This window comes from Streptomyces sp. CRN 30 (genome assembly GCF_034105845.1).
In genome coordinates, this window is sequence record NZ_JAVRHI010000155.1 from 20623 (window position 1) to 46701 (window position 26079).

The window sequence follows — 26079 nt, forward strand, 5'->3', positions numbered from 1 at the left end:
GGTTCCCGGGACCGGCGGGTCGGTCAGTCGCCGGTCGCGGTGCGTTGCGCGTCGTCGAGGGCTTCCTTCGGGGTCTGCTTCCCCGTCAGCGCCGACTGGACGGCGGTGTAGATGCCGGTCGCCGCCCGGGGCCACTCGACGCCGAGCCGGGCGGTGCGGACCCGGGCCGTCCCGACGCTCTCGACGAAGACGGCCATCGTCGGATCGTCCTCGGCGTACCGGGCGGCGACCTCGGGCCGGGAGGGAACGGTGCGGTGCTGTTCGGCGAGGGTGAGCATGTTCGCCGGGCTGTTCAGACAGGCGAGGACCTTCGCTGCCTTCTTCTGCCGGTCCGAAGAGGCGGTCCGCGGAATCGTCCAGACCTCGCCCCCGAGCGGCGTGATCGCGGTCCCGCCCGCCCGGGGCACGGGCACGGTGGCGACCCCCCAGCGCAGCTTCTCGTCCTTCTCCAGGGCCGGGATGCGCCACGGGCCGTTGATCATCATGGCCGTCCGTCCGGCGGCGAACTGGTCGTGGACGTCGGCCTGCGTCCAGTTCAGCACCGACTTCGACATGGACCCGCTCTTCACCAGGTCGACCCAGAGCTGGAGCGCCGCCACGGCCTGCGGGCTGTTCAGCCGGTCCTCCCGGCCTCCGCCGGACCACAGGAAGGGCAGGAACTGCCAGCTGCTCTCGAACGTGGCGCTCGCGTCGACCGCCATGCCGTAGTGCCCGGCACCGGTCAGTTCCGCCGCCGCGTCCTTCAGTTCGTCCCACGTCCTCGGCACGGAGACACCTGCCTCGGCGAGCATGTCCTTGTTGTAGAAGAGCGCCACCGTACTGACGTAAGGAGCCAGTCCGTAGACCTTCCCGCGGTAGCTGCCGGCCGACAGGATGCCCTCGGCGAAACCGCCGGTGTCGATGCCGTACCGGTCCAGCGGGGACAGCGCGCCGGTCTGCGCGAACCGTTGCAGGTCGGCGTTGTCCAGCATCAGCAGATCGGGCAGGGTGCGTGACGACGCCTGCCGCAGGGCCCGGGGGACGAGGGACGCCGGCGGGACGCTGGTCTGCTCGATGCCGACACCCGCGTCCTTGCCGCAGGCGGTGAGCAGCCGGTCCCACTGGGTGTGCTCGGGTTCGTCCGTGTAGTAGTCGAGCACGGTGAGGGTGGTCTCCCCGTCCTGGCCGGACCCGGCACCGGCGCCGCACCCGGTGAGGGCCAGGACCAGTGCCATGGCTCCGGCCAGGCGGGCGGGCGCGCGCCGTGACATACGCCCTGCCGGTCGCCGGACTGGTCGCCCGACGGGTCGCGGGACGGGTCGCGGGACTGGTCGTCGGACCGGTGGGGGCATGCTGAGGCTTTCGACGGTGAGGGGCCGGCGGGGACGGGCGGGAAGGCGGGACGGCGTCTCGCACCCGGAAGAATCTTACGTACCGCCGGACCGGTCACCGCCCCCGCCCGGCCGCCTCCCGGATCATCGCCGCCACGGCGTCCGGCCGCGACAGCACGACGGCGTGGGACGCGTCCAGCACATGCTCGGTGGCGGCCATCCGCTGCGCCATGAAGCGCTGGGCGACCGGACTGAGCACCCGGTCGGCGGTCGCGATGGCGTACCAGGACGGCCGGGAGGCCCAGGCGGGCGGGCCCGCCCTGCCGGTCAGGGCGTCGCAGGCGATCGGACGCTGCGTCGCGGACAGCACCCGGCCGACGGCGGGCGCGAGGTCGGCGGCGTACACCTGCGGGAAACGGTCCCGGCGGATGTACAGCTCCCGGTCCGGATCGCCGGCGGCACGGACCGGAACGGCGGCGGTGCGGGTCGCGCCGGCCATCGCGGTGGGGGCGAAACGGTGGACGACGTCGAGGAGGGACTCGCCCGCGTCGAGGCCGAACGCCGCCACGTAGCACAGGGCCACGACGTTGTCGGCGTCCGCCGCGGCCTGCGTGATGACCGAGCCGCCGTAGTCGTGGCCGACCAGCACGACGGGACCGTCGGTGTCCCGTACCAGCCCTCCGACGTACGCGGCGTCCCGGGCGAGCCCCCGCAGCGGGTTCGCCGGGGCGCGCACGGTCAGTCCGGCGGCGTGCAGGGACCTGATGACTCCGGCCCAGGACGAGGCGTCCGCGAACGCGCCGTGCAGCAGCACGACGGTCGGCGGGACGGGGCTGGAGCCGTACATGGCGGGAACCTCCGACAGGGGACGCGGTGGTGGGTCCTCCAGCCAAGCCTGTCCCGGGGCGGCGGGACATCGCGTGAACGTACCAGCCGCACTGGTGCGCGCCCGTCCGCGCCCGTCCGCACGTGTCCGCGTCACGGTGCGCTCAGGCGTCGGGCAGGCTCATGACCAGGTTGGCGAGCTGGACCCGTGAGTTGACCGACAGCTTGCGGAAGACGGACGTCAGGTGGGTGTTGACCGTGTGCGGGGACACCACCAGAGCGTCCGCGGCGGACCGGTTGGTGTGGCCCTCGGCGACCAGTCGCGCGATCTTCTTCTCGGAGGGGGTGAGCGCGCCCCAGCCGTCCACGGGGCGCGCGGCGCCCGCCGCCGGCCGCCCGGCGGCCCCCGTCTCCTCCAGCGCACGGCGCACGTCCGCCGCCGCGGCGTGCGCGCCCACAGCGGCGAAGACGTCGCGGGCCCGCCGCAGCGCGGCCACGGCCGGTGGTCTGCGGCCCGCCGCCAGGAGCGCCCGCCCGAGGTCGGCCGAGGCGACGGCCCGAGCCAGCGGACGCGGACTCCCGGCGAACAGCCGTACGGAGTCCGCCAGCGCGTCCGGATCGTCGCGCACCAGCCCCAGCGTCTGCGCGGCGAGGCCCGTGGCCGTCGGCACGGCGGGGTTGCGCCCGGCGTGGTCCCGGGCCTGCGCGGCCAGTTCCTCGGCGAGGTCGGCCGCCGCACCGCGCAGGGCGACGCGTACGGCGGTGTCGACCCAGTCGCGCAGCAGCCGCCAGCGCATGAAGGGACCCTGCCGCTGCACTTCCCGGATACGGTCGACGGCGCGCCCTGTGTCCCCGTCGGTGTCGGCGTGGACCGCTTCCAGGAAGCGCACCGCGGCCGTGTTGCCCGGGTTCGGTTTGGCCGCCAGCCGTTCCCGCGCCGCGTCGAGGTGTTCCCGCGCCGCCTCCCGGTCGCCGCGCAGCAGGGCGATCCGGGACCGCAGCACACGGCCGTTCACCTGCTGGACGGAGACCCCCACCTCGTCCTCCAGACGCTCCATCGTCAGGAAGCCGGCGTCGGCGTCGTCGAGCCGTCCGCGGCCCAGGTCGTACTGGCCCTGCGCCCACAGCAGCATCGCCTGGCGCGCCGCCCCCGCCTCCGTGGCCCGGCCGAGCAGCCGCTCACCGGCGGCGAAGTCGTCGACGTGCAGGTGCGCGACGATCTCCTCGGGGAGGAAGTCGGGGTCGATGACGCTCAGCGCGGTGAAACGCTCCAGCGCCAGGCCGTTCTCGCCCGCGTTCTGCGCGATCTCGCCGAGCCCGGACAGGGCCAGCACGTGCGCCTCCCGGTCACCGGTGGCGGTCGCCGCCCGCAGCGCGCTCTCCCCGGCCTCCCGCGCCGCGCCCAGGTCGTGCTCGCGGGACATCGCCAGGGCCCGCAGACCGGCCAGCCGCGCCTCGGTCTCCGGGGTGGCGCCGCCCAGCGCGAGGGCCGCCTCGGTCCGGCGGCGCAGCTCACCGGCGAGGTCCATGGCCCACAGCGGCGCGCCGAGCGCCGCCTGGAGCCGGCCGAACACCTCCAGCGGCGGCCGGTCGGCCAGCAGCCGGTCGCCCGTGGAGAGGGCCTCGCCGTTCCGGCCCGCCCGGGTCAGGCAGTGGACCGCCTGTTCCCCCACGTCGAACCGGAGCGGCCGGGCCGACGGCACCAGTTCCAGGGCGCGCGCCGTCAGGTCGGCCGCGAGGCCGGGGGTGACCGGCAGGACGGCGTCGGCGGCCTGCCGCAGCAGCGCCACGGCCTCCTCGTCGCCGGGCGAGGCCCCCCGCAGTACGTGCGGCACCGCGTCGACCGGCTGGTTGCCCGAGGCGACCAGGACGCGGGCGGCCTCCCGGTGCAGCGCCTTGCGGGCCGACGGCGGGATGTCCGCGTACACCGCCTGACGCAGCAGGTCGTGCCGGAAGACGAGCCGGTCGCCGTCGTCGTCGAGGAGTCCGGCGCGTACGGCCTCCTCCAGCGCGTCGATCAGCGCGGCGGCCGGACGGTCACCGAGCGCGGCCGCGTCGTGGAAGCTGAACCGGCGTCCCAGGACCGCGCCCAGCTGCAGAAAACGCAGGGTGCCGGGGCGCAGGGACCTGAGTCTGCCGCGTACGCCCACGACGAGCCCCTCGGGGACGAGGCCGCCTGCCGTGTCCTCGCTGTTCCGCAGGCCCGCGAGCATCTCGACGGCCAGGAACGGGTTGCCGCCCGCTCCGTCCAGGAGGCTGCGTACCCGGGCGTCGACGGCCGCGCCGAGCGTGTCACCGGCCAACTGCTCGATGGCCGTGCCGGACAGCGGGCCCAGGGGCACGGTGACCGCCGGCAGGTCACCGGCCGCGGCAGCGACGATCTCCTCCGCCGGTCCGGCGGGTTCGCGCCGACCCGCGAGCAGCCACAGCACCGGTGAACTGCGCAGCCGGGCCGGAAGCTGCTGAAGGGCGAAGCGGCTCAGCGGATCGGCCCACTGCACGTCGTCGAGGCTGATCAGCACCGGCGTACGGCCCGCCCGTTCCTCGATCACCTCGGCCAGACGCTCCACCAGCCAGATGCGCTGGTCGTGGTGGCGGGCCAGATCGGCGAAGGCGTCGCCGGTCAGCAGCGGCGGGTCGCCGTGCAGGACGCAGGAGGCCAGTGACGACAGCGGCGCGATGTGGTGCAGTTCGTCGGCCTTGCCGACGCCCGCCCAGAATCCCGCCGCCCGCGCCTTCTCCGCCGCCTCGGCGAGCAGCGTGGTCTTGCCTATACCGGGTTCGCCCCGGACGAGGGCGAGGGCGGCACTTCCGGTGCCGGCCACCGAGGCGATCAGCGCCTCCAGTTCACCCAGCTCGGCCTCGCGGCCGCGCAGCCCGCTCCGGGAGAGCGGACCGCCCGCTCCTGATCTCCGCACCCCGCCGTCCGTCCACACTCGCCTGCAGTTGCCGGTCTCCGGTCCACAGACGGCATTGTGCTGGTGGACGCTTGCCTCGGAGTGCACTCTAACTGTTCTCCGCGCGCACAGGGGCGGGGGGTGGCGCGCACCCGGGCGGGCCGTCACCGGCGGCTAGTCGTCAGCGGTCAGGGGCGGCACACCGGGGAACACCGGCTCGGGAAGGCTCTCCCCGCCGAGGGCGGCGTCCACGCGGGCGCGGATGTACGCGCCGGTCACGGGGCAGTCCAGCGGGTGGTCCGCGGGGCAGTCCAGCATGTGCCGCAGGGTGGCCGCGGCGCGCGTGAGCCGGGCGATCCGCTCCCGCACGGCGTCGTGCTGCGCGGTGATGAGGGCGTGCCGCTCCGGGGCGCGTTCGCTGGTCATGATGGCGGCCGTCTCGGCGAGCGGCATCATGCCGTCGCCGTGCCACAGCTGGGCGTAGGCGAGCCGTTCCAGGGCGGCGCGGTCGTAGTGGCGTACGCGGCCGCGCCGCGCGGTGGCCCGGATCAGGCCGCACTCCTCGTAGTAGCGCAGCGTCGGCACCGACACCCCGAAGGCGCGGGCGACCTCGCTGATCGAGTACAGCCGCTCCATCGGAACCTCCGGTCGCCGGTACCGACGGCGAGCAGTACGCCGGCCCCCGGCGCGGGCGGTATCGCGGTGGGCCGGTGAGGGTCGGCGGTCGTCGGGGACGCGGTCACGGCGGGGCCTCCAGGCGCTCGGTCGGTCGATAGGCTTGCCGCGATTCGTCCTGCTGAGCCTCAACACCCGGGTCGCCTTCGGGCAGGTCGGGCCGCTGGCACCGGTCGCGGGGTTCGGCTCCGCCACCGTCTCCCTCCTGGGGCTGCTGCCACCGCTGTGCATGGGTGCCTTCGCACCGCTCGCGGGCGTGGCGCGACGACGGCTCGGCGAGGAGCGCGGGCTGTGGTGGGCGAGCCTGGTCCTGGTGGCGGGAGCGGTGGTGCGGATGTGCGGGGTGCCCGGCCTGGTGGCGGGCACCGTCGTGGTCGGCGCGGCCACCGCCGTGGTCAACGTCCTCATCCCGGTACTGGTCCGCAAACGGTTCCCGCGCGAGCGCGTCGGCACGATGACGGGCGTCTACGCGCTGTCCATGGGCGCGGGGTCGGCGCTCGTCGCGGCGCTGGTCGTACCCGTCGCCCGGGTGACCGGCGCGTGGCAGCCGGCCGTCGGACTGGCCGTCGTCCCCGCCGTTCTCGCGGTCACGGGGATGACTCCCGGCCTGCGGCACCGTCCGGCACGCGCGGACGCGGCCTTGAGTACCGCTCCTGCCCGGTCCAGCGATGGTGCCGGGTCCGTCGGACGCCCGCACGTCGCCCGTACCGCTGTCGCCTGGAGCCTGACCGCCTTCTTCGGCGTGCAGACCCTCGCCTTCTACACGGTGCTCGCCTGGCTGCCGTCGATCCTCATCGGGTCCGGCCTCACCGGCGACGCCGCCGGTCGGGCCGACCAGCGCCCGCACATCCTGGCCACCGTCCTGGTCTGCGTCGCCGGACTCACCGGGCTCCTGCTCGCACCGGGCGCCACCGCCTCGACCGTGTGGGTCGTCGTCCTCGGCATGGGACTCGGCGCCGGGCAGGCGCTCCCCGGTGTGCTCTACGCCCGTCGGGGCGCCGACCACGACCACGTGACCGCCCTCTCCACCATGGCCCAGACCTGCGGTTTCCTCCTCGCCGCGACCGGCCCTCCGCTCGCGGCGTTCCTGCACACCGCCACCGGCACCTGGACCGCGTCGCTCGTCGCCCTCGTGGCCGCGCTGCTGGTGTGTGCCGCGGTGGGTATGCGGGCCGGTCACGACCCGGTGTGAGCGCCTGACCGAGACACCGTCGGGGACGTTGTCGGGGACGCTGTCCAAGCGACCGGATCTGTCGCTTGGACGTGCCTTCGTGCATTCTTGGGCGACGGCGACCCGGCGGTCGCTCCGTCCCCACCCGTCACTGCCCGACCGCACACCCACGCCACGGCACCCGCCCGCGCCACGGCACCCGCCGGTGCCCGCACCCGCCCTTGCGGCCGGCACCTGTCATCTCGCCTGTCGGGAAAGGGACTTCACCCGGCCCGCTCACTCCTCCGGTCAGGACAGGTCAGGACAGGTCAGGACAGCAGAGAAGGGACACGGCATGAGGCACCCGCTCGGACACGGTCCGGCGTCCAGACGTACCCGCACACGTACACGTACACACACACGCACCCGTCCTCGTACTCGTCCTCGCACCCGCGCGGGCGTCGTCACCGCGGTGTTCGCGACCCTGGTCACCGTCCTGGCCGCACCGCCCGGCTCGGCGGACGCACGGCACGGAGCACACCCGGAGACGCAGTCGCTCGACGGCAGCGGCAACAACCGGGCGCACCCGGACTGGGGACGGGCCGGCACCGCCTACGCCCGGCTGGCCCCGGCGAACTACGCCGACGGGCGCGCCGAGCCGGTCGCCGGACCGGACCCGCGCTATGTCAGCAACCGGATCTTCGCCGACGAGGAGGTCCAGGGCGACCGGGTGCTGCCGGCGAACATCTTCTCCGAACGCCAGGTCAGCCAATGGGTGTGGACCTGGGCGCAGTTCCTCGACCACACTTTCGCCCTGCGCCTGGGCGAGCAGGCCACGGACCCCCAGGGCGAGTCCGCCGACATGACGGGCGACGACAGCGACCCCCTGGAACTGGTCTCCGGTGACCACTACCTGCCGTTCACCCGGTCCACCCCGGCCCGGGGCACCGGTGTGACCTCGCCGCGCCAGCAGGTCAACATGGACAGCTCCTACCTCGACGCCTCGGCCGTCTACGGCAGTGACGGCGAGCGCCTGGAGTGGCTCCGGCAGGGTCCGGTCGACGGCGACCCTTCCGACAACGGCGCGAAACTCCTGCTGCCGGACGACTACCTGCCGCGACGAGACGCCCGGGGCGACGTGGCCTCCGCCCCGGCCACCGACATCGACGGGCGTCTGCGGGCCGACCCCGACAGCGCGGTGGTCGCCGGAGACGTACGGGTCAACAACAACATCGCGGTGACCGGGGTGCAGACGCTGTTCGCCCGGGAGCACAACAGGATCGTGGACGCGCTGCCCGACCGCCTCACGGAGGAGGAGAAGTTCCAGACCGCCCGGCGGGTGGTGATCAGCGAGATCCAGTACATCACCTACCACGAGTTCCTCCCCGCGGTGGGGATCACGCTGCCCGGCTACCGGGGGTACGACCCGCGCACCGACGCCACCCTGACCAACGAGTTCGCGACCACCGGCTACCGCGCGCACAGCATGATCCACGGCGCCACCTCGCTCAACCAGCCCGCCGGCCGCTACACCGAGGAGCAACTGGAGGCGTTCCGGGCCGCCGGACTCGTCGTCATGGGCGCCCCGGACGGCCCCGTGAGCGTCGAGGTCAGCCTGGAGTTCATGCGCGACAATCCCGAACTGCTCAAGGACCTTGGCCTCGGCCCCGTCCTCCAGTCCCTCGGCGACAAGGCGCAGTACCGCAACGAGGAGATGACCGACCACCTGCTGCGCAGCGTGCTGTGCTCCGCGCCGGACGCCGACCCCACGTGCGTCTTCGACCTGGCGGCCACCGACCTCGCCCGCAGCCGCGACCACGGCATGCCGTCCTACAACGCACTGCGCGCGGCCTACGGTCTCGCCCCCGTGACGTCCTTCGCCGACATCACCGGGGAGGCCGACGACGCCTTCCCGAAGGACGCGGAGCTGACGCCCGGCGCCGAGATCGACGACCCGGACAGCGTCGACTTCCTCGACATGCGCAACCTCTTCGGCAGCAAGGTCGGCTTCCAGGCACTGCCCGGGGACACCTCCGCCACCACCTACACGCGGCGCACCCCGCTCGCCGCACGGCTCAAGGCGATCTACGGATCGGTCGACCGCGTCGACGCCTACGTCGGCATGCTCGCCGAACCCCATGTGCGGGGAACGGAGTTCGGCGAACTTCAACTGGCCATGTGGGCAGTCGAGTTCCAGCGGCTGCGCGACGGGGACCGGTTCTTCTACGGCAACCAGACGGCCACGCTCAAGGCGATCTCCCGCGCGTACGGCATCGGTTTCCGTCACGACCTGGCCGACGTCATCGCGGCCAACACCGACATCGACCGCTCCGCCCTGCCCGACAACGTGTTCTACTCCCACGGTGAAGTGCCCGCCGGTAGCTGCCGGGTGGCCTACGCGGCGGGCGACACCACCGGCTCCGGCGAGTTCACCGGCACCATCGAGATCAAGAACACGGGGCGGACGCCGCTCACCTCGTGGGCGCTGCGCTACCGGTACGCCGACGGACAGCAGGCCGTACGGGCGGACGGCGCCGTGGTGTCGCAGAACGGCACCGACGTGACCGTCCACAGCCCCGAGTCCGGCGGGACGATCCAGCCGGGCCGCACCCGCAGAGTGACGTTCACCGGTACGGCGACGGGCGGTAACGCCGCACCGGAGGGCTTCACCCTGAACACCACGCGGTGCGCCACGGGTTGACCGCCACATACAGCGAGGACGGAACAGGCCCTACCACGGCGCCGCGGAGCCATCCACGGAGTCACCCGCGGAGTCGTCCGTGGCGTCCGCCCCGGGGCCCGTCCCGTCACCGACGAGCAGGTTGATGACCGTGAGGTGCCGGCCACAGTTGGGGCAGGCGTGCAGCGCCCCGAGGCGGGCCCCGGCCTGACCGACGGGCGTCTCCGGCGTGGTGTCCGGCTCGGCGGTACGGCCGCGCCCAGCCCGCCACCACCGCGAGCGGCACCGGGGGCCGCAGAACCTGCGGTTCGGATTCCTGCTCGTCCAGGCGAACTCCGTGCCGCACTCGGCGCAACACCGGGTCGCGGTGACCATGGGGCCTCCTCTTCCGCGCGCGGGGCCGCATGCTCCGCGCGCGCCCCAGTACACCGCGGAACAGGTAACTCCGCCGTAACACAGAGCCACGGCCTTGGCCACGACCCGGCCGCCCAGCCGCTGGTCGAGCCGCCGGTCCGTCCGGCTCCGCTCTGTTACCTCGCCGAGACGTCGCGCCGTGCAGGATGAGCGCGTGCGGACAAGGGGGTGGTGAGATGCGCGGGACGGCAGACGGAGCGGCCCGGAGGACGGACCGGTCGGCGGAACCGGCGGGGCGCGACCGGGACCGTGACCAGGAACAGGTCGCGCTAGACGTACGCGCGGCGACCCGGCGCACCGCCCTGCTGCTGTCCCCCGGACTGCCCCTGGCGCAGTGGCGCCACCTCGGCCGGCAGATGTTCGTGGTCACCGACTCCTCGGCATGGTGGCTGGGCGACTGGCTCATCTACGGCCGGCGGGAGTACCCGGACCGCTACCGCAGGGCCCTGACCGAGAGCGGCCTCGATTACCAGACGCTGCGCAACTACGCCTGGGTGGCGGGCAAGTTCGAGCCGTCCCGGCGGCGCGCGCGGCTCAGCTTCCAGCACCACGCCGAGGTGGCCGGCGTTCCGCCGGACGAGCAGGACGAGTGGCTCGCCCGCGCCGAACGGGACGGCTGGTCCCGCAACGAACTGCGCCGGCAGGTGCGGGCCCGCCGTGGTGACGACCGGACCCTGTTGCAGCCGCTGGTGCGTCTGGAGGTTCCCTCCGACCGCAGGGTGCGGTGGCAGCGGGCCGCGGAGGCCGCGGGTCTGGAGCTGCTGGACTGGATCGTGTCCCGCCTGGACGAAGCCGCCGGTGAACCGGTGCGTCCCGACGCCCTGACGGACGTCGACTTCGGAGCCTGACTCTCCGCTTCCTCGGGGCGGGCGTCCGCCGTGTCCCGCCGGCGGGACACCGTTTACCGGCCATCGGTGCACCCTTTCGGTGACACGTCTTCGGTTTTTCGTCATATTCACACCGCTGTCGATCAGTCGTGACGAAATGTCGCACTACCCGCCGGACCTGCGTTTCTTCCGGCGCTCGACGGCGCGCGTCCGGTACGGGTGACTCCGTGTAGTCCACATATTGGGACAGTGGACTCTGGACGGGGCGTAAGGCGTCTGCTGTTCTGGTGTCCAACTCGGCGTGCGGTGTCAGGCCGCCGTCGGCCAACAGGGCCGCAGTTTCTGGTGGTGCGGCTCATGTGGTGGCATCACGGGGGAAATCGAATGAGTTCACGAAAGAGTTTCATTCACAGATCAACAACGACGCGTCGGCCGGTTATGCCGGCGCCTGAAGTGTGTCAAGTGGCCGAGGGTGCGGATGAGGCGTCGACGCCCGTGACCGCATCTTCCCGTCCGGGACACCTGACCCCCTGTCCGGCGGGATTCTCAACAGGTGGCTGATCTCGTCATGCCTGTCATGACCGAGGAATCTGTCGTTCGTCGCGGAACGCGAACTCGTGCGCAGAAAGAGCCTCAGGGGGAAAGTGTGGTGCAGTTAGGCCAAGCGCGGGGCGAACAGGGGATGGTCGTCGAAGTCGAGATCGAGTCCCTCGTTGTCCAAGGGTCGCCGCGCAGTACCGGAGAAGATCAGGATCACATCCAGGCGCTGGTGGAGGTAAGGGCTCCGCTTCCGCCGGTGCTCGTGCACCGGCAGACCATGCGGGTGATCGACGGGGTGCACCGACTGCGGGCGGCGGAGCTGCGCGGCGACGACAAGATCGCCGTGGCGTACTTCGACGGCAGCGAGTCCGATGCCTTCGTGCTCGCGGTGGAGTCGAACATCACGCACGGTCTGCCGCTGTCCATGGCGGACCGGAAGAAGGCGGCGGGCCGGATCATCACGTCGCACCCGCAGTGGTCGGACCGGATGATCGCCTCGGCCACGGGGCTCTCGCCCGGCACCGTCTCCGAGATCCGCCGACGGGCCGCCGGCGAGACACCGCAGGAAGGCAGCCGGATCGGCCAGGACGGACGGGTCCGCCCCGTCAACAGCGCCGCCGGGCGCGAACTGGCCGGAAAACTCATCAGGGAGAACCCGGGACTGTCCCTCCGGCAGATCGCCCGCGCCGCCCGGATCTCACCGGAGACGGCCCGGGACGTCCGGAACCGCATCCACCGGGGCGAGGACCCGCTGCCCAAGCCCCGGGTCCGGGCCCGCCCGCGGCCCAAGGCGCCCGCGCCGGAGACCGGCCGGAGCCGGGCCGCCACCGAGCAGGTGATCAGCAGGACCGAACTCGCGGCGCGCGCCGCCGCCGTCGACCGGCTGAAATCCGATCCCGCGCTACGGTTCAGCGAAACCGGCCGCATGCTGTTGCGGCTGTTGACCCTCCACACCCTCACCGGCGCCGAATGGCAGGCGATCATCGACAGCGTCCCGCCGCACTGCACGGCGGCGGTGGCCGATCTCGCCCACGCCTGCGCGGGAGTCTGGGGAGAAGTGGCCACGCGAATGGAGCACCAGACGGTGCGCCAGGGATAGCGGGACGGGACGCGGGCGCGGCTGTCCAAGCGCCCGCGCCCGACGGTTGGACACCGGCCGGGCCTTTCCGTGGAACCCCTTGCCCGAGGGGTACCGCGGCAAGGCCCGGCCGAATGCGTCCGCATATTCGCGATACCGTTTATTCCTTCTCTTCACCCCAGGGCGAATTCCGGCGTCCAAGCGTGCGGTACGGGCAGTTGGACGACGTTGTCGAACCATCGGGTGCATGTGATGCTGAGCCCTCCAATTCAACCCCGGTCAACGCGCCGACGGCTTTCGGAGGGAATCCATGGCAGCGCAGCACATACGCAAAGGCGCCCGCTCCTGGAATTCCCCCGCACCGGCGGAACCGGCCACCGCCGTCGCCAACCGCGCCCTGTTCGACCGCACCGGACTCGTCCAGGGACGGTACGGACACGCCGGACCGCCCGAGACCGGCGTGAAGGTCTTCGGCCGCATGTGGAGCGCACCCGTGGTCGTCGGTCCGCACCCCGACCGGAACCGTGCCGAGGAAGGGCTCCCCGCCGTGGTGAGCGCCGGCACCGCACCGTGGTCGGTGGACCCCGCGGCCAACGGCGACACACCGCTGTGGCTGCACGTCACCGCCGTACCGGGCCGGCGAGCGGCACACGAACTCGCCGCACGCGCGCGGGACGCCGGATTCGGCGCGCTCGTCCTGGGGCTCACGACGGAGACGGAGACGGGGGCGCCGCCGTCCGTCGACTGGGCCGCCCTCTCCGCGCTCCGTGCGGCGACCCCGCTCCCGCTGCTGGTCGCCGGGACGGACACCGCGCGCGACGCGCTGCGAGCCGTCGACGCGGGCGCCGACGCCGTCGTGACCTCCGTACTCAAGGAACTGCCCGCGATCGCGGACGCCGTGGCCGCCCGGGGACTCGTCCTGCTCGACGGCGGCGTGCGCCGCGGCGCGGACATCGTGGTGGCCCTGGCCTCGGGCGCCGACGCGGTGGTCGTCCGGCCCGCCCCGCCGGACGACGTGCCTGCCCCGCCGGACGAAGTGCAGTCGCTCATCAGGGAGTTCGCGCAAGCCATGGTGTTCACCGGATCTGGCTCGGTACCGGAGATCGGCCCCGAGGTGATCCGCGTCCAGGCCACCGCCGAGGAACCGGAGCCCGCCTGGCCCACCCCGCGCCGTACGGACCCGCGCCGTAAGGACCTCCGCCGCGCAGACCCGGACCGTACGGATCTGCTCCGTACGGACCTGCACGGTGCCCTGGCCGATCCCGTCCTGGACACGATGAACTTCCTGAACGAGATCACCTTCCGCCACCCCGACGCCATCTCCTTCGCGCCGGGACGGCCCTACGACGGCTTCTTCGACACCGAGCAGATCTTCACCCACGCCCGCCGCTATCTCGACCACCTCGCCGACCAGGGGCACACCCCGCGCCAGATCCGCACCGCGCTCTACCAGTACGGACCCACCGCGGGACTGATCCGCGAGATCATCGCCGACTCCCTGCGCGCGGACGAGGACATCGACGTCCCCGCCGAGTCGCTGGTCGTCACCCTCGGCGCCCAGGAGGCCATGCTGCTGGCCCTGCGCGCACTCCACGGCGGCCCCGACGACGTACTGCTGGTCTCCAGCCCCTGCTACGTGGGGATCATCGGCGCCGCACGGCTGCTGGACATCGAGGTGCACCCGGTGGAGGAGCGGGAGACCGGACTGGCCTGCGCCGACGTGGAGGCGGCCGTCCGGGAGCTGCGGGCCCGCGGGAAACGACCCCGCGTCCTCTACGTCCTGCCCGACCACGCCAACCCGTCCGGCAACACCCTCGACCTGCGCACCCGCACCGAGCTGCTGCGCACCGCCGAGCGCCACGGGCTGCTGATCCTGGAGGACAGCCCCTACCGCATGGTCAGTCCGGGCCGCCGGCTCCCGACGCTGAAGGCCCTCGACCGCACGCGCACGGTCGTCCACCTCGGCTCCTTCTCCAAGACCGTCTTCCCGGGCGCCCGCGTGGGCTACGTCGTCGCCGACCAGCCGATCGCCGACGGCACCGGCGGCAGCACCCTCCTCGCCGCCGAACTCGCCAAGGTCAAAAGCATGATCACGGTGAACACGCCGTCACTGAGCCAGGCCGCGGTGGCCGGGGCGCTGCTGGCCGCGCGGGGCCGCGTGTCGGAGATGAACTCCGAGGCCGCCGCGTACTACGGAGAGGCCATGCGGTCCGTACTGCGCACCCTGGACCGCTGCCTGCCCGCCCACCGCCGGGCGGAACTCGGCGTGCGGTGGAACGAACCCGCCGGTGGCTTCTTCCTCAGCGTGCGCGTGCCGTTCCGGGCGGACGAGGCGGCCCTGAGCCGCTCCGCCGAGGAACACGGCGTCATCTGGACGCCGATGGAGCACTTCCATCCCCTGGGCGGCGGACGGAACGGCATCCGGCTGTCCATCAGCTATCTGACGCCCTCGGAGATCCAGGAGGGAATCACCCGGCTCACCCGCTTCATCGAGGCGGAATGCGCCGCGAACGAAAGGACAGGCACATGAACCGCGCCGTACGGACACCGCGCAGCAAGCCGCGCAGGTGGGGGTGGACCTACCGATGACCACGACCGTCGAACGGCCCGTCACCGCGGCACCGGGCCTCCTGCCGGGAGGACTCACCCGCCCGCGGATCGTAGGAGTGGGCACCGCGGTGACGCCCACCTCGTACTCCCAGCAAGAGGTGCTCGACGCCTTCGGGATCAGCGACCCCCGGGTCCGCTCGGTCTTCCTCAACAGTGCCATCGACCGCCGCCACCTGGTGCTGCCCGCACCCGACGACACCGGCAGGCGGACCCCCGAGGTCCAGGGCGACCTGCTCGACAAACACCGGACGCTGGCCGTCGAGATGGGCGCCGAGGCACTGCGCGCCTGTCTGAAGCGGGCCGGCGCCGACCTCTCCGACCTGCGCCACCTCTGCTGCGTCACCTCGACCGGATTCCTCACCCCCGGCCTCAGCGCCCTGCTCATCCGGGAACTCGGCATCGACCGGCACTGCAGCCGCTCCGACGTCGTCGGCATGGGCTGCAACGCCGGGCTCAACGCCCTCAACGTCGTCACCGGCTGGGCCGCGGCCCACCCCGGCGAACTCGCCGTCGTCCTCTGCGCGGAAGCCTGCTCCGCCGCCTACGCGTTCGACTCCTCCATGCGCACCGCCGTGGTGAACAGCCTCTTCGGTGACGGCGCCGGAGCCGTGGCGCTGCTCGCCGGCGCCCACCCCGGCACGGTCGCCTCCGAGGGGCCCCGGCTGCTCAAGTTCGCGAGCTGCATCATCCCCGAGGCACTCGACGCCATGCGCTACGACTGGGACCGCGACCTCGGCCGGTTCAGCTTCTACCTGGACCCGCAGATACCGTACGTGGTCGGCGCCCACGCCGAGATCGTCGTGGACCGGCTCCTGGACGGTACCGGCCTGCGCCGCAGCGACATCGCGCACTGGGTGGTGCACTCGGGCGGCAAGAAGGTGATCGACGCCGTCGGCGTCAACCTCCGCCTCACCCGGCACGACGTACGCCACACCACCGGGGTGCTGCGCGACTACGGCAACGTGTCCAGCGGATCGTTCCTCTTCTCGTACGAGCGGCTGCTCGACGAGGACATCACCGAGCCAGGGGAGTACGGCGTGCTGATGACCATGGGACCCGGCTCCACCCTCGAAACGGCGCTGGTCCAGTGGTGAGGCCGGTGAGTACGACGATCGCGGCGCTGACGCTCACCGTCGACGGGAGCGAGCCGCTGTCGGCGGCGACCGTCAGGGCCGTCCAGGAACTCTGCGACCGGGCCGAGGACGGCGCCGCCCACGGCCCCCTCGCCGTCCACGCGACGGGCACCCCGCGCGGCGACTGGACCGGCACGCTCGACGTGATGCTGGTCAGCAAGTGGGAGCGGGCGCTGCGCCGGCTGGAGCGGCTGCCGCTGGCCACCGTCGCGGTCGCCGACGGCGACTGCGGCGGCACGGCACTCGACGCGTTCCTCGCCGCCGACGTCCGCGCGGTGACCCCCGGCACCCGGCTCCTCGTCGCCCGCGACGAGACCGGCACCTGGCCCGGCATGGCCGGCTACCGGCTGGTCCAGCTCGCCGGAGCCGCGGGCGTCCGCCGCGCGGTCCTCTTCGGACTGCCCGTCGAAGGGCCCGAGGCACTGCGCCTCGGACTCGCCGACGACCTGGTCGACGACCCCGCCGCGGCCGTCGCCGCCGTCGCCGGGCTCACCAGCGGCCTCGCCGGCAAGGAACTGGCGATCCGGCGGCAACTGCTCTTCGACGCCGCGACCACCTCCTTCGAGGACGCGCTCGGCCCGCACCTCGCCGCCTGCGACCGGGCGCTGCGCACCACCGCCGGGGAGGCGGCCTCGTGACCGCCCACGACCCGGCCCCCTGGCCGCAGGCGCTGGAGGCCGACACCCACGTCGACAAGCTCGTCGCGACACTGCCCGAGCCCGCCGCGCGCACCGACGCGCAGCGGGCCGAGATCGCCGCCGCGAAGAACACCGCCCGCGCCCTGCGGACCGCCTACCTCGACCGGCACGCCGACACCGTCTACCGGCGGCTCACCGAGGACACCGCGGGGCTGCGCATCGCGGAACTCCTCGACGCCGCCGCGGACCGCTTCCCCGGCCTGGTGCCGGGCCCCGACCGGACGGCCGCCGACCGCGGCCGGCGCCAGGCCGACAAGGAGGGCTGGGAGATCGACCAGGGTGTCTTCCTCCGTGCGGTACTGCGGTCACCGCACGCCGGGCCGCACCTGCTCGACGCGATGCTCCGCCCCACCGACCGGGCCCGCGGCCTCCTGCCGGAGTTCCTGCGCACCGGCGTCCTGCACACCCGCTCGGTCCGCCTCGAACGGCGCGACGGCACCGCGCACCTCACCCTCTGCCGGGACGACTGCCTGAACGCCGAGGACGAACAGCAGGTCGACGACATGGAGACCGCCGTCGACCTCGTCCTCCTCGACCCCGCGGTCCGGGTGGCCGTGCTGCGCGGCGGCGAGATGACCCACCCCCGCTACCGGGGAAAACGGGTGTTCAGCGCCGGCATCAACCTCAAGGCACTGCACGCCGGCGACATCTCCCTCGCCGGGTTCCTGCTCCGCCGCGAGACGGGCTACCTCCGCAAGATGGTCGCCGGCCTCCTCGTCGACCACGACGCGTCCTGGCACTCCCGCACCGTCGAGAAACCGTGGATCGCGGCGGTCGACACCTTCGCCATCGGCGGCGGCATGCAGATCCTGCTCGCCTGCGACACCGTACTGGCCGCCTCCGACGCCTACCTGTCGCTGCCGGCGGCCCGCGAGGGCATCGTGCCCGGCGCCGGCAACTTCCGCCTCGGACGGCACACCGGGCCGCGCATCTCCCGGCAGGTCATCCTCGGCGGCCGCCGCCTGTGGGCGACCGAACCGGACGCACGGCACCTGATCGACGAGGTCGTCGAACCCGACGCGCTCGACGCGGCCGTGGAACGCGCCGCGGAACGGCTGCGGAGCCCCGCCGTCGTCATCAACCGGCACATGCTGAACGCCGCGGAGGAACCACCGGAGGAGTTCCGCCGGTACATCGCGGAGTTCGCCCTCCAGCAGGCCCTGCGCCTGTACGGCGAGGACGTCCTCACCAAGGTCGGCCGCTTCGCGGGACGCACCGCGTGAGCCCGGCCGGCCCCCGGGCCCGGGACCACGCGCCGCGCCCGCCCCTCCGCCCGCACGCCACCCTGTCCGAACACGTCCTCGCCCCGGCCCCGGCCCCGAGAACTCCCCCCACGACGGCCCTCGCCACGGTCGGCACCCTGCTCGCGGAGGCGTTCACCACCGTCGGCCCCTGGCACGGCCGCACCCGGAAGTGAGGGAGCCGCCCGATGCCGGTGGTCCACGTCAACGGAATCAACCTCGGCTACGACGACCACGGCACCGGCGAACCCGTCGTCATGGTCACCGGCACCGCGGCCCCCGGCCGGATCTGGCGCGCCCACCAGGTACCCGCCCTCAAGGCCGCCGGCTACCGCGTCGTCACCGTCGACAACCGCGGCATCCCCCCGACCGACCTGTGCGAAGAGGGCTTCACCCTCGACGACATGGCGGCCGACATCGCCGCGCTCATCACCCACCTCGACGCCGGACCCTGCCGCGTCGTCGGCTTCTCCCTCGGCGGGATCATCGTCCAGGAACTGCTCCTGGCCCGGCCCGACCTGGTCCGGCAGGCGGTGCTCATCGCCTCCTGCGGACGGTCGGACACCCTGATCAGCGCCATGACCGCCGCCGACCTCGCCCTCGCCGACAGCGGCATCACCCTCCCCCCGCGCTACGCCGCCTGCATCCAGGCACTGCAGAACCTCTCCCCGGACACCCTCAACGACGAGGAGCAGCTCCAGGACTGGCTGTCCGTCCTCGAACTCTCCCCCGTCTCACCAGCGGCCGTCCGCGGACAGCTCGGCCTCCAGCGGATCGGCGACCGCCTGTCCGCCTACCGGAAGATCACCGTGCCCTGCCAGGTCATCGGCTTCCGGGACGACCTCGTCGCCCGCCCCGCACTCGTACGGGAACTCGCCCGGCACATTCCGGGAGCCGCCTACGAGGAGATACCGGGCTGCGGCCACTACGGCTGCCTCGAAAAACCCGACGCCGTCAACGAGATCATCACCGCATTCTTCACGCGGAGCTGAGCACCGCGGCGATACCCTGACATGCCGGTAATCAACTCCCGTCGCACCAATACGAGTTGATGACCATGGCGAGTCGCAGGGCGAGTGACGCGGTCGACGGAGTTCTTCGCGAGGGGTGGACGATGAGAGTACTGGTGGTCGAGGACCACGTCGTGCTGGCGGACTCCGTGGCACGCGTGCTGCGCCGCGAGGGCATGGCCGTCGACGTCGTCCACGACGGGGAGCGCGCACTGGAGAGCACCTCCGTCGTCGACTACGACGTGATCGTGCTCGACCGCGACCTCCCCGGCATCCACGGCGACGAGGTGTGCGGCACCCTCGCCGAGCAGCCCGTCCAGCCACGCGTACTGATGCTCACCGCCTCCGGCACCCTGGCCGAACGGGTCGAGGGACTCAACCTCGGAGCCGACGACTACCTCCCCAAGCCGTTCGCCTACCCCGAGCTGATCGCCCGCATCCGCGCCATCGGCCGCCGCCCCCAACAGGCACTCAAACCCGTCCTCGTCCACGGCGACCTGCGGCTCGACCCCGCGAAGCGGCTCGCCAGCCGGGCCGGCGAGCGACTCCCGCTCAACCCCAAGGAACTGGCCGTCCTCGAATACCTGCTGGCCGCCCAGGGCCGGGCCGTCCCCACCGAAGAACTCCTCGAACGGGTCTGGGACGAAGCCACCGACCCCTTCACCAACACGGTGAAGACCACCATCAACCGCCTGCGATCGAAACTCGGCTCCCCGCCCGTGATCGAGACGGTGCCCCGCGGCGGGTACCGGATCTGAGGTGACCGTGCGGCCCTTCCCGCTCCCCGCAGACATCCTCGACCGCGCCAGGGTCGCCGCACTGCTGAAGCCCCGCAAGGTGCGCATGCGCCTCACGCTGCTCTACGGGGCCCTGTTCGTCCTCTCCGGGGCGGTACTCCTCACCATCACCTACCTGCTCGTCGCCGGCACCACCACCGGCCTCGTCCTCATCGACGGCTTCCGCGCGCCGACGGACTCGGACCGCCCCCCGCAGATCAGCCGCTACATCGGCGAGGACAGCCCCGACACCGTCGGCCGCAGCCCAGGAGCCGTCGACCAACAGGCCCAGGCCCTGCGCGAACAGGCACTCCACACCCACCAGGAGATGATCGACAACCTCATGTTCAACGCGGGGATCGCCCTCGCCATCACCACGGTCATCTCCATCTGGCTCGGCTGGGTGGTCGCCGGACGCGCCCTGCGCCCCCTGCGCACCATGACCACCACCATCCAGCGGATCACCGCCCGCAACGTGCACGAACGACTGGCCGTAGAAGGCCCCCGCGACGAACTCAAGGACCTCGCCGACACCGTCGACGGCCTCCTCGGCCGCCTGGAGACGGCACTCGACTCCCACAAACGGTTCGTCGCCAACGCCGCACACGAACTGCGCACCCCGCTGACGATGGAACACGCGCTCCTGGAGGAGTCCCTCATCGACCGGGACCCCACCGTCGACACCTTCCGCGTCAACTTCGAACGCCTGCTGACCATCAGCAAACAGCAGGGCCGCCTCCTGGAATCGCTGCTCTTCCTGTCCACCAGCGAACGCGGCCTGGACCGGCCCGAACCCGTCGACCTCGCCGGCCTCGCCGACGAGGCCGTCCGCGCCGCCCGCCCGGCCGCCGACGGCCGCGGCCTGCGCCTCGAAGCCCGCATCGCGCCCGCCTCCCTCGAAGGAGACCCGGTGCTCCTCGGCCGCCTCGTGGCCAACCTCCTGGACAACGCCCTGTCCTACAACGTCCCCGACGGCCGCGTCGAACTCACCGTCGGCACCCGCCACGGACGCGCCTTCCTCACCGCCGCCAACACCGGACAGCGCGTCCCCGACGACCAGGTCGACCGGCTCTTCCACCCCTTCCAACGCCTCAACCGGAACGCCGACGACGGCCACCACGGCCTCGGACTCTCCATCGTCCGCTCCATCGTCGACGCCCACGGCGCCGAACTCACCGCCCACGCCGGAACCGACGGCGGACTCGTCATCGACATCGTCTTCCCCGAACGCCACCAGCCCACCGGCGCGCCCGCGAAATTCGCCGGCACTCTGCCCTAAGGACAACGGCGCCCAAACTCCCGTACTGAACCGCCGCCCGACGTGTCCAAGTGCCGACAATGAATGGTTGGACACCGTACCCGAATTACGTTGCTTGTCGCTCCGGAAGGGGCTCACTATCGTGGGCAACGCACTCGGTGAACCCCACTGACGGGAGTGGTCACGGTGAATCCTTTCGACGACGAAAACGCGTCCTTTCTCGTTCTCGTGAACGACGAGAACCAGCATTCCCTCTGGCCCGCATTTGCCGAGGTGCCGGACGGCTGGAAATCCGTGTTCGGCGAGGACACCCGGGCGGCGTGCATCGACTACATCGAGAAGCACTGGACGGACATGCGCCCGAAGAGCCTCATCGACCGGATGGCCGCCCGAGCCGTCAACTGACCGCAGGCCGTCGGGCGAGACAACGGGACAGAGGTGGTAGCCGTGGCCATGATGGGTGGCCCAGGACCGGTGATCGTACGAGGGGACGGACCTGACCCCTCCCTTTCCAAGCAGGACGTGAGGCCCGGCACCGCGAAGCGCATCATCCCGTACGCCAAGCGGCACCGCCGCAGCATCGGAATTCTCCTGGCCGCCACGGTGCTGAACGCCGGCATCGCGGTGGCCATTCCCCTCATGTTCAAATACCTCATCGACAACGGCATCACGAAAGGCGACACCTCCGTCGTCGTCTGGATAGCCGTCGCGGTGGCCGCGATGTCGGTGGTGGCCGGACTCCTCGGATTCGCGGAAGCGTGGCTCTCCGCCCGCGTCAGCGAAGGACTCATCTACGACCTGCGCACCGAGGTGTTCGACCACGTCCAGCGCCAGCCGCTGGCCTTCTTCACCCGCGCCCAGACCGGAGCCCTCGTCAGCCGGCTGAACACCGACGTGATGGGAGCACAGGCGGCACTGACCTCCCTGCTCTCCACCGTCGTCTCCGCCGCGCTCACCCTCACGTTCGTCCTCGTCACGATGGTCTACCTGTCGTGGCTCATCACCCTCGTCTCGCTGCTGCTGGCTCCGTTCTTCGTCCTGCCCGGCCGGATCATCGGACGGCGGATGCAGCGCCTCATGCGCCGGCACATGCAGATCAACGCCGAGATGGGCTCGATGATGCACGAGCGGTTCAACGTCACCGGCGCGCTCCTCGCCAAGCTCTACGGCCGCCCCGACCGCGAGTCCGCCGAATTCGCCGCCCTCGCCCACCGCAGCCGTACCGTCGGCGTCCGCACCTCCGTCCACATGAAGCTGCTCTTCCTGTCCACCATGCTGGTCAGCTCCCTGGCCACCGCCGCGGTGTACGGAATCGGCGGCCACCTCGTCGTCGAGGCCACGATCCAGCTCGGCACCCTGGTGGCCCTCGCCACCCTCCTCACCCGCCTGATGCAGCCGATCGGCCAGCTGTCCAACGCCCAGGCGGACGTCATGAACACCCTGGTCAGCTTCGACCGGCTCTTCGAGGTCCTGGACCTCGAACCGCTCATCGCGCAGAAGCCGGACGCGACACCGCTCGGCACCGCCACGGACATCCGGTTCGACAACGTGTCGTTCCGCTACCCGAACGCGGCCGACGTCTCGCTGGCCTCCCTCGAATCCATCGCCCTGCCGATGCCGGAACGCGCCGGCGACGCCTGGACACTGCGCGGCCTGAGCTTCACCGCGCCGGCCGGAAAGCTCACCGCGCTGGTCGGCCGCTCCGGCGCGGGCAAGACCACGATCACCCACCTCGTCCCACGGCTCTACGACCCCGACGAGGGAACCGTCCGCATCGGCGGCCGGGACCTGCGGGACGTCACCCTGGACTCCCTGCTCGACACCGTCGGCATGGTCACCCAGGACGCCCACCTCTTCCACACCACGATCCGCCAGAACCTCATGTACGCCCGCCCCGACGCCGCCGAACAGGACCTGATCGACGCCTGCCGCGCCGCACAGATCTGGGACCTCGTGGCCTCCCTCCCCGACGGCTTCGACACGGTGGTCGGAGACCGCGGCTACCGCCTCTCCGGCGGCGAGAAACAGCGGATCGCGATGGCCCGGCTGCTGCTCAAGGCACCGCCCGTCGTCGTCCTCGACGAGGCCACCGCCCACCTCGACTCCGAGTCCGAGGCCGCCGTCCAACTGGCCCTGCGCACCGCGCTGAAGGGCCGGACGTCCCTGGTCATCGCCCACCGGCTGTCCACCATCCGCGACGCCGACCAGATCCTCGTCATCGACGAGGGACGGGTCGTGGAACAGGGCACCCACGAGGAGCTCCTCGCCGTGGGGGGCCTCTACGCGGAGCTTTACCGCACACAGTTCGCGGGCCAGTCGGGCCAGTCGGGCCAGTCGGACGAGTCGGATGATTCGGGTGAGTCGAGGAACGGCTCCGGTCCCGAACGGGACGAGCGCCTACGCGATGCCGAGCGGGCGGGAATCGCCGGCCCGGTGTACGTCGGTGGTCCGATGCCGGGTGCGGGACCGGGGCCGCATCCCGTGCCGGGCATGGGAGCCGGGCCGATGGGACCGGGGCCGGGACCGGTACCGGTCCAGGGGATGGGCCCCGGCCCGGGGCCGAGGCAGGACTTCGGGGGCGGTCCCGGCCCCGGTCCTCACTTCCACGGACGTCCGAACGGCAGCTCGAACGGTGCTCCGGACGACGACGGGAGTGCACCACCCGAGGACCGCCGCAGGCGCTCCTGACCCCTGATCCCTGCCCTCTGCCCCCTGACCCCTTCGGCTATTGCCCCGCCCCACCCAGCACGACGCAGGCTCCGCCCCGCGGCCCACCGGCTGCCGGGGCCGAGCACTGTGCCCCGGGCCTGCCTCGACACGAAACACCACCGCAGGCAGCCCTTTCTCTCTCCCCCCGCAGCCGTGGACGCTTCCCGATCGAGCCAGTGGAGACGCCGCAATGTCTGACTCCCGCCCGCGCCGCCCGGACCACGCGGACCTCCCGCAACTGCCGGACCTCCCGGACCTCCCGGACCGTGTGGGGAACCCCGCGCCTCGTCCTGGCCGGCCGTCGACGCCGACGGCCCCGCGCCCCGTGCCGGACCGCATCGCGGCGTGGGCAACCCGGTCGCCGCGTGTCACGGCGGTGCGGTGCGGCACCGAGACGCTGTCGTACGCGGAGCTGGACGCACGCGCGAACCGTCTGGCGCGCTACCTGCGCCACACGGGAACGCGCGCGGAGTCACGCGTCGGACTCGCGCTCGAACGCGGCGTCGACATGGTCGTGGCGATCCTGGGCGTCTGGCGGGCCGGAGCGGCGTACGTGCCACTGGACCCCGCGTACCCGACGGACCGCCTGCGCCACATGGTCACCACCAGCGGTGCCGCACCGGTCATCGACGGCGACTGGCTGTCGGCGGCCGCCGCCGCGATCGCGTCCGAGCCGGCGCACCCCCTCGACGTACCGCCGCCGCACCCGGACCAACTGGCGTACGTCATCCACACCTCGGGTTCGACCGGCCGCCCGAAGGGCGTGGCGGTCACGCACCGCGGGGTGGCCGACCTGGTCGACGCGATGACGCCCGTACTGGGCGCCGGGCCGGGCGAAACGACACTGCAGTTCGCGTCGTTCAGCTTCGACGCCTCCGTGCTCGACCTCGCCGTCACCTTGTCCTCGGGCGGCACGCTCGCCGTCGCGGCGAGCGACGAGCGCTCGGACCCCGCGGCCCTGGCCGGAATGATCCGCGACACCGGCGTCACCGTCGCCAGCGTCGTCCCCTCCCTGCTGTCGACGCTCGACCCGCGGACGGTGCCCGGGGTACGGAACTGGCTGCTGGGCGCGGAACGGCTCAGCGCCGACCTCGCGGCACGGTGGCGGGCCCGCACGGGCCTGTGGAACACCTACGGCCCGACCGAGGCCACGGTGATGGCCACGGCGGTGGAGATACCGCGAGGTGCCACCGCGCAGGACGCGCCCCCACCGATCGGCCGCCCCCTCGACGGCACGCACGTCTTCGTGCTGGACGAGTCCCTGAGTCCCGCTCCCGTCGGAACGGTGGGCGAGGTGTACCTGGCCGGTCCCGGCCTGGCGCGCGGCTATCTGGGGCGTGTGGATCTGACCGCTGAGCGGTTCGTGGCGTGCCCGTTCCTGCCGGGGCGGCGGATGTACCGGACCGGTGACCTGGCCCGCTGGTCGGGCGACGGGCTGCTGCACTTCGCGGGGCGGGCCGACGAGCAGGTCAAGATCCGCGGCTTCCGCATCGAACTCGGCGAGGTCGAATCCGTCCTCGCCGCACACCCCGCGGTCACCCAGACCGTCGTCCTGGCACGGGACGGTCGCCTCACGGCCTACGTCGCCGCACAGAGCCCGCTCACCCAGGAGCACCTGCTCTCGTTCGCCGCGGACCGACTGCCCGACTACATGGTCCCGGCGACGGTGACCGTGCTGGACGCACTGCCGCTCACGGTCAACGGCAAGGTGGACACCGCCGCCCTGCCCACCCCGCGGACGGCGCGCCGGGCGGCCCGCACACCCACCACGCCCGTCGAGGAACTGCTCGTCGCTCTCTACGCGGACGTCCTGGGCCAGACGGACATCGGCACGGACGACGACTTCTTCACGCTGGGCGGCGACTCGATCCTGTCGATGACGGTGGTCTCCGGAGCCCGCCGGGCCGGCTACGTCCTCACCACCCGCGAGGTCTTCGAGCACCGGACCCCCGCCCGCCTGGCCGCCCTGGCCCGCCCCCTCACCAGCGGCCCGGCCCCGGACGGTACGGCGGACGCCACCGGCGACATCCCGCTCACGCCGGTCATGCGCGAGCTGCTCGAACGGGTCGGGCTCCAGGGCGTGGCGGAGGTCTTCCAGTCGGCTCACGTGTCGACGCCGGTGGGTGTGGACGGTGGGGTGCTGGAGTCTGCGGTGCGGGCGTTGGTGGAGCGGCATGAGGTGTTGCGGGCGCGGTTGGTGTCGGACGGGTCGGGGTTGCGGTTGGTGGTGCCTGGCGAGGTGCCGGAG

The 26079-nt window shown here is 72.4% G+C and carries 20 protein-coding genes and 1 pseudogene; 16 read left to right on the top strand and 5 right to left on the bottom strand.

What is annotated here, in order from left to right; translation table 11 throughout:
• Positions 1–23 precede the first annotated feature (23 nt).
• From UW392_RS14925 to UW392_RS14940, 4 genes are all read right to left on the bottom strand, one after another.
• Positions 24–1214 (bottom strand): extracellular solute-binding protein, encoded by a 1191-nt coding sequence (locus UW392_RS14925; protein WP_320775466.1) that lies wholly within the window; start codon positions 1212–1214, stop codon positions 24–26.
• A gap of 211 nt (positions 1215–1425) precedes the next feature.
• Positions 1426–2157: an alpha/beta hydrolase gene (locus UW392_RS14930; protein WP_320775467.1), complete on the bottom strand. Its 732-nt coding sequence runs from the start codon at positions 2155–2157 to the stop codon at positions 1426–1428.
• A 142-nt stretch (positions 2158–2299) separates the two neighbouring features.
• Positions 2300–5053, bottom strand: coding sequence for a helix-turn-helix transcriptional regulator (locus tag UW392_RS14935; RefSeq protein ID WP_320775468.1), 2754 nt, complete (start codon positions 5051–5053; stop codon positions 2300–2302).
• Between the two features lie 153 nt (positions 5054–5206).
• The gene (locus UW392_RS14940; RefSeq protein WP_320775469.1) at positions 5207–5668 is read right to left on the bottom strand and encodes a MerR family transcriptional regulator; all 462 of its coding nucleotides are present in this window, start codon (positions 5666–5668) and stop codon (positions 5207–5209) included.
• 142 nt (positions 5669–5810) lie between these two features.
• Here UW392_RS14940 and UW392_RS14945 point away from each other — a divergent pair, with 142 nt between their 5' ends.
• Both UW392_RS14945 and UW392_RS14950 read left to right on the top strand, forming a co-directional pair.
• Positions 5811–6899, top strand: coding sequence for an MFS transporter (locus UW392_RS14945; RefSeq protein ID WP_320775470.1), 1089 nt, complete (start codon positions 5811–5813; stop codon positions 6897–6899).
• Positions 6900–7329: 430 nt separating this feature from the next.
• Entirely contained in the window at positions 7330–9558 is a 2229-nt protein-coding gene (locus UW392_RS14950; RefSeq protein WP_320775471.1) for a peroxidase family protein, read from the top strand.
• 30 nt (positions 9559–9588) lie between these two features.
• On the opposite strand, the gene UW392_RS14955 is transcribed toward UW392_RS14950, so the two are convergent.
• Entirely contained in the window at positions 9589–9912 is a 324-nt protein-coding gene (locus tag UW392_RS14955; RefSeq protein ID WP_320775472.1) for a hypothetical protein, read from the bottom strand.
• A gap of 215 nt (positions 9913–10127) precedes the next feature.
• Between UW392_RS14955 and UW392_RS14960 the strand changes: the two genes are divergently transcribed.
• From UW392_RS14960 to UW392_RS15020, 14 genes and pseudogenes are all read left to right on the top strand, one after another.
• The gene (locus UW392_RS14960) at positions 10128–10799 is read left to right on the top strand and encodes an LmbU family transcriptional regulator (RefSeq protein ID WP_320775473.1); all 672 of its coding nucleotides are present in this window, start codon (positions 10128–10130) and stop codon (positions 10797–10799) included.
• A gap of 532 nt (positions 10800–11331) precedes the next feature.
• Positions 11332–12417: a ParB/RepB/Spo0J family partition protein gene (locus UW392_RS14965; RefSeq protein WP_320775474.1), complete on the top strand. Its 1086-nt coding sequence runs from the start codon at positions 11332–11334 to the stop codon at positions 12415–12417.
• Between the two features lie 457 nt (positions 12418–12874).
• A pseudogene (locus UW392_RS66960) lies at positions 12875–13507 on the top strand (alpha-hydroxy-acid oxidizing protein); the annotation flags it as partial.
• Positions 13508–13672: 165 nt separating this feature from the next.
• A complete protein-coding gene (locus UW392_RS66965) occupies positions 13673–14926 on the top strand; it encodes a PLP-dependent aminotransferase family protein (RefSeq protein WP_414496157.1) in 1254 nt (417 codons plus the stop codon).
• Between the two features lie 55 nt (positions 14927–14981).
• Positions 14982–16100, top strand: a complete 1119-nt coding sequence (dpgA, locus tag UW392_RS14975; RefSeq protein WP_320775476.1) for a 3,5-dihydroxyphenylacetyl-CoA synthase DpgA — start codon at positions 14982–14984, stop codon at positions 16098–16100.
• Positions 16101–16105: 5 nt separating this feature from the next.
• On the top strand, positions 16106–16777 hold the full coding sequence (dpgB, locus tag UW392_RS14980; RefSeq protein WP_320775477.1) for an enoyl-CoA-hydratase DpgB: 672 nt from the start codon (positions 16106–16108) through the stop codon (positions 16775–16777).
• A complete protein-coding gene (gene dpgC, locus UW392_RS14985) occupies positions 16774–18060 on the top strand; it encodes a (3,5-dihydroxyphenyl)acetyl-CoA 1,2-dioxygenase DpgC (RefSeq protein ID WP_320775478.1) in 1287 nt (428 codons plus the stop codon). Before dpgB ends, dpgC begins: the two co-directional genes overlap by 4 nt.
• On the top strand, positions 18057–18254 hold the full coding sequence (locus UW392_RS14990) for a hypothetical protein (RefSeq protein ID WP_320775479.1): 198 nt from the start codon (positions 18057–18059) through the stop codon (positions 18252–18254). Before dpgC ends, UW392_RS14990 begins: the two co-directional genes overlap by 4 nt.
• Positions 18255–18266: 12 nt before the next feature.
• Positions 18267–19070 (top strand): alpha/beta hydrolase, encoded by an 804-nt coding sequence (locus tag UW392_RS14995; RefSeq protein WP_320775480.1) that lies wholly within the window; start codon positions 18267–18269, stop codon positions 19068–19070.
• A gap of 122 nt (positions 19071–19192) precedes the next feature.
• Complete coding sequence (locus UW392_RS15000; RefSeq protein WP_320775481.1) at positions 19193–19846, top strand: response regulator transcription factor; 654 nt, start codon at positions 19193–19195, stop codon at positions 19844–19846.
• Between the two features lies 1 nt (position 19847).
• Positions 19848–21143: a sensor histidine kinase gene (locus tag UW392_RS15005; protein WP_320775482.1), complete on the top strand. Its 1296-nt coding sequence runs from the start codon at positions 19848–19850 to the stop codon at positions 21141–21143.
• A gap of 165 nt (positions 21144–21308) precedes the next feature.
• The gene (locus UW392_RS15010; protein WP_320775483.1) at positions 21309–21527 is read left to right on the top strand and encodes an MbtH family protein; all 219 of its coding nucleotides are present in this window, start codon (positions 21309–21311) and stop codon (positions 21525–21527) included.
• Positions 21528–21644: 117 nt separating this feature from the next.
• Positions 21645–23810, top strand: coding sequence for an ABC transporter ATP-binding protein (locus tag UW392_RS15015; protein WP_414496155.1), 2166 nt, complete (start codon positions 21645–21647; stop codon positions 23808–23810).
• Positions 23811–24021: 211 nt separating this feature from the next.
• A partial coding sequence (locus UW392_RS15020) for an amino acid adenylation domain-containing protein (RefSeq protein ID WP_320775484.1) occupies positions 24022–26079 on the top strand: 2058 nt, incomplete at its 3' end.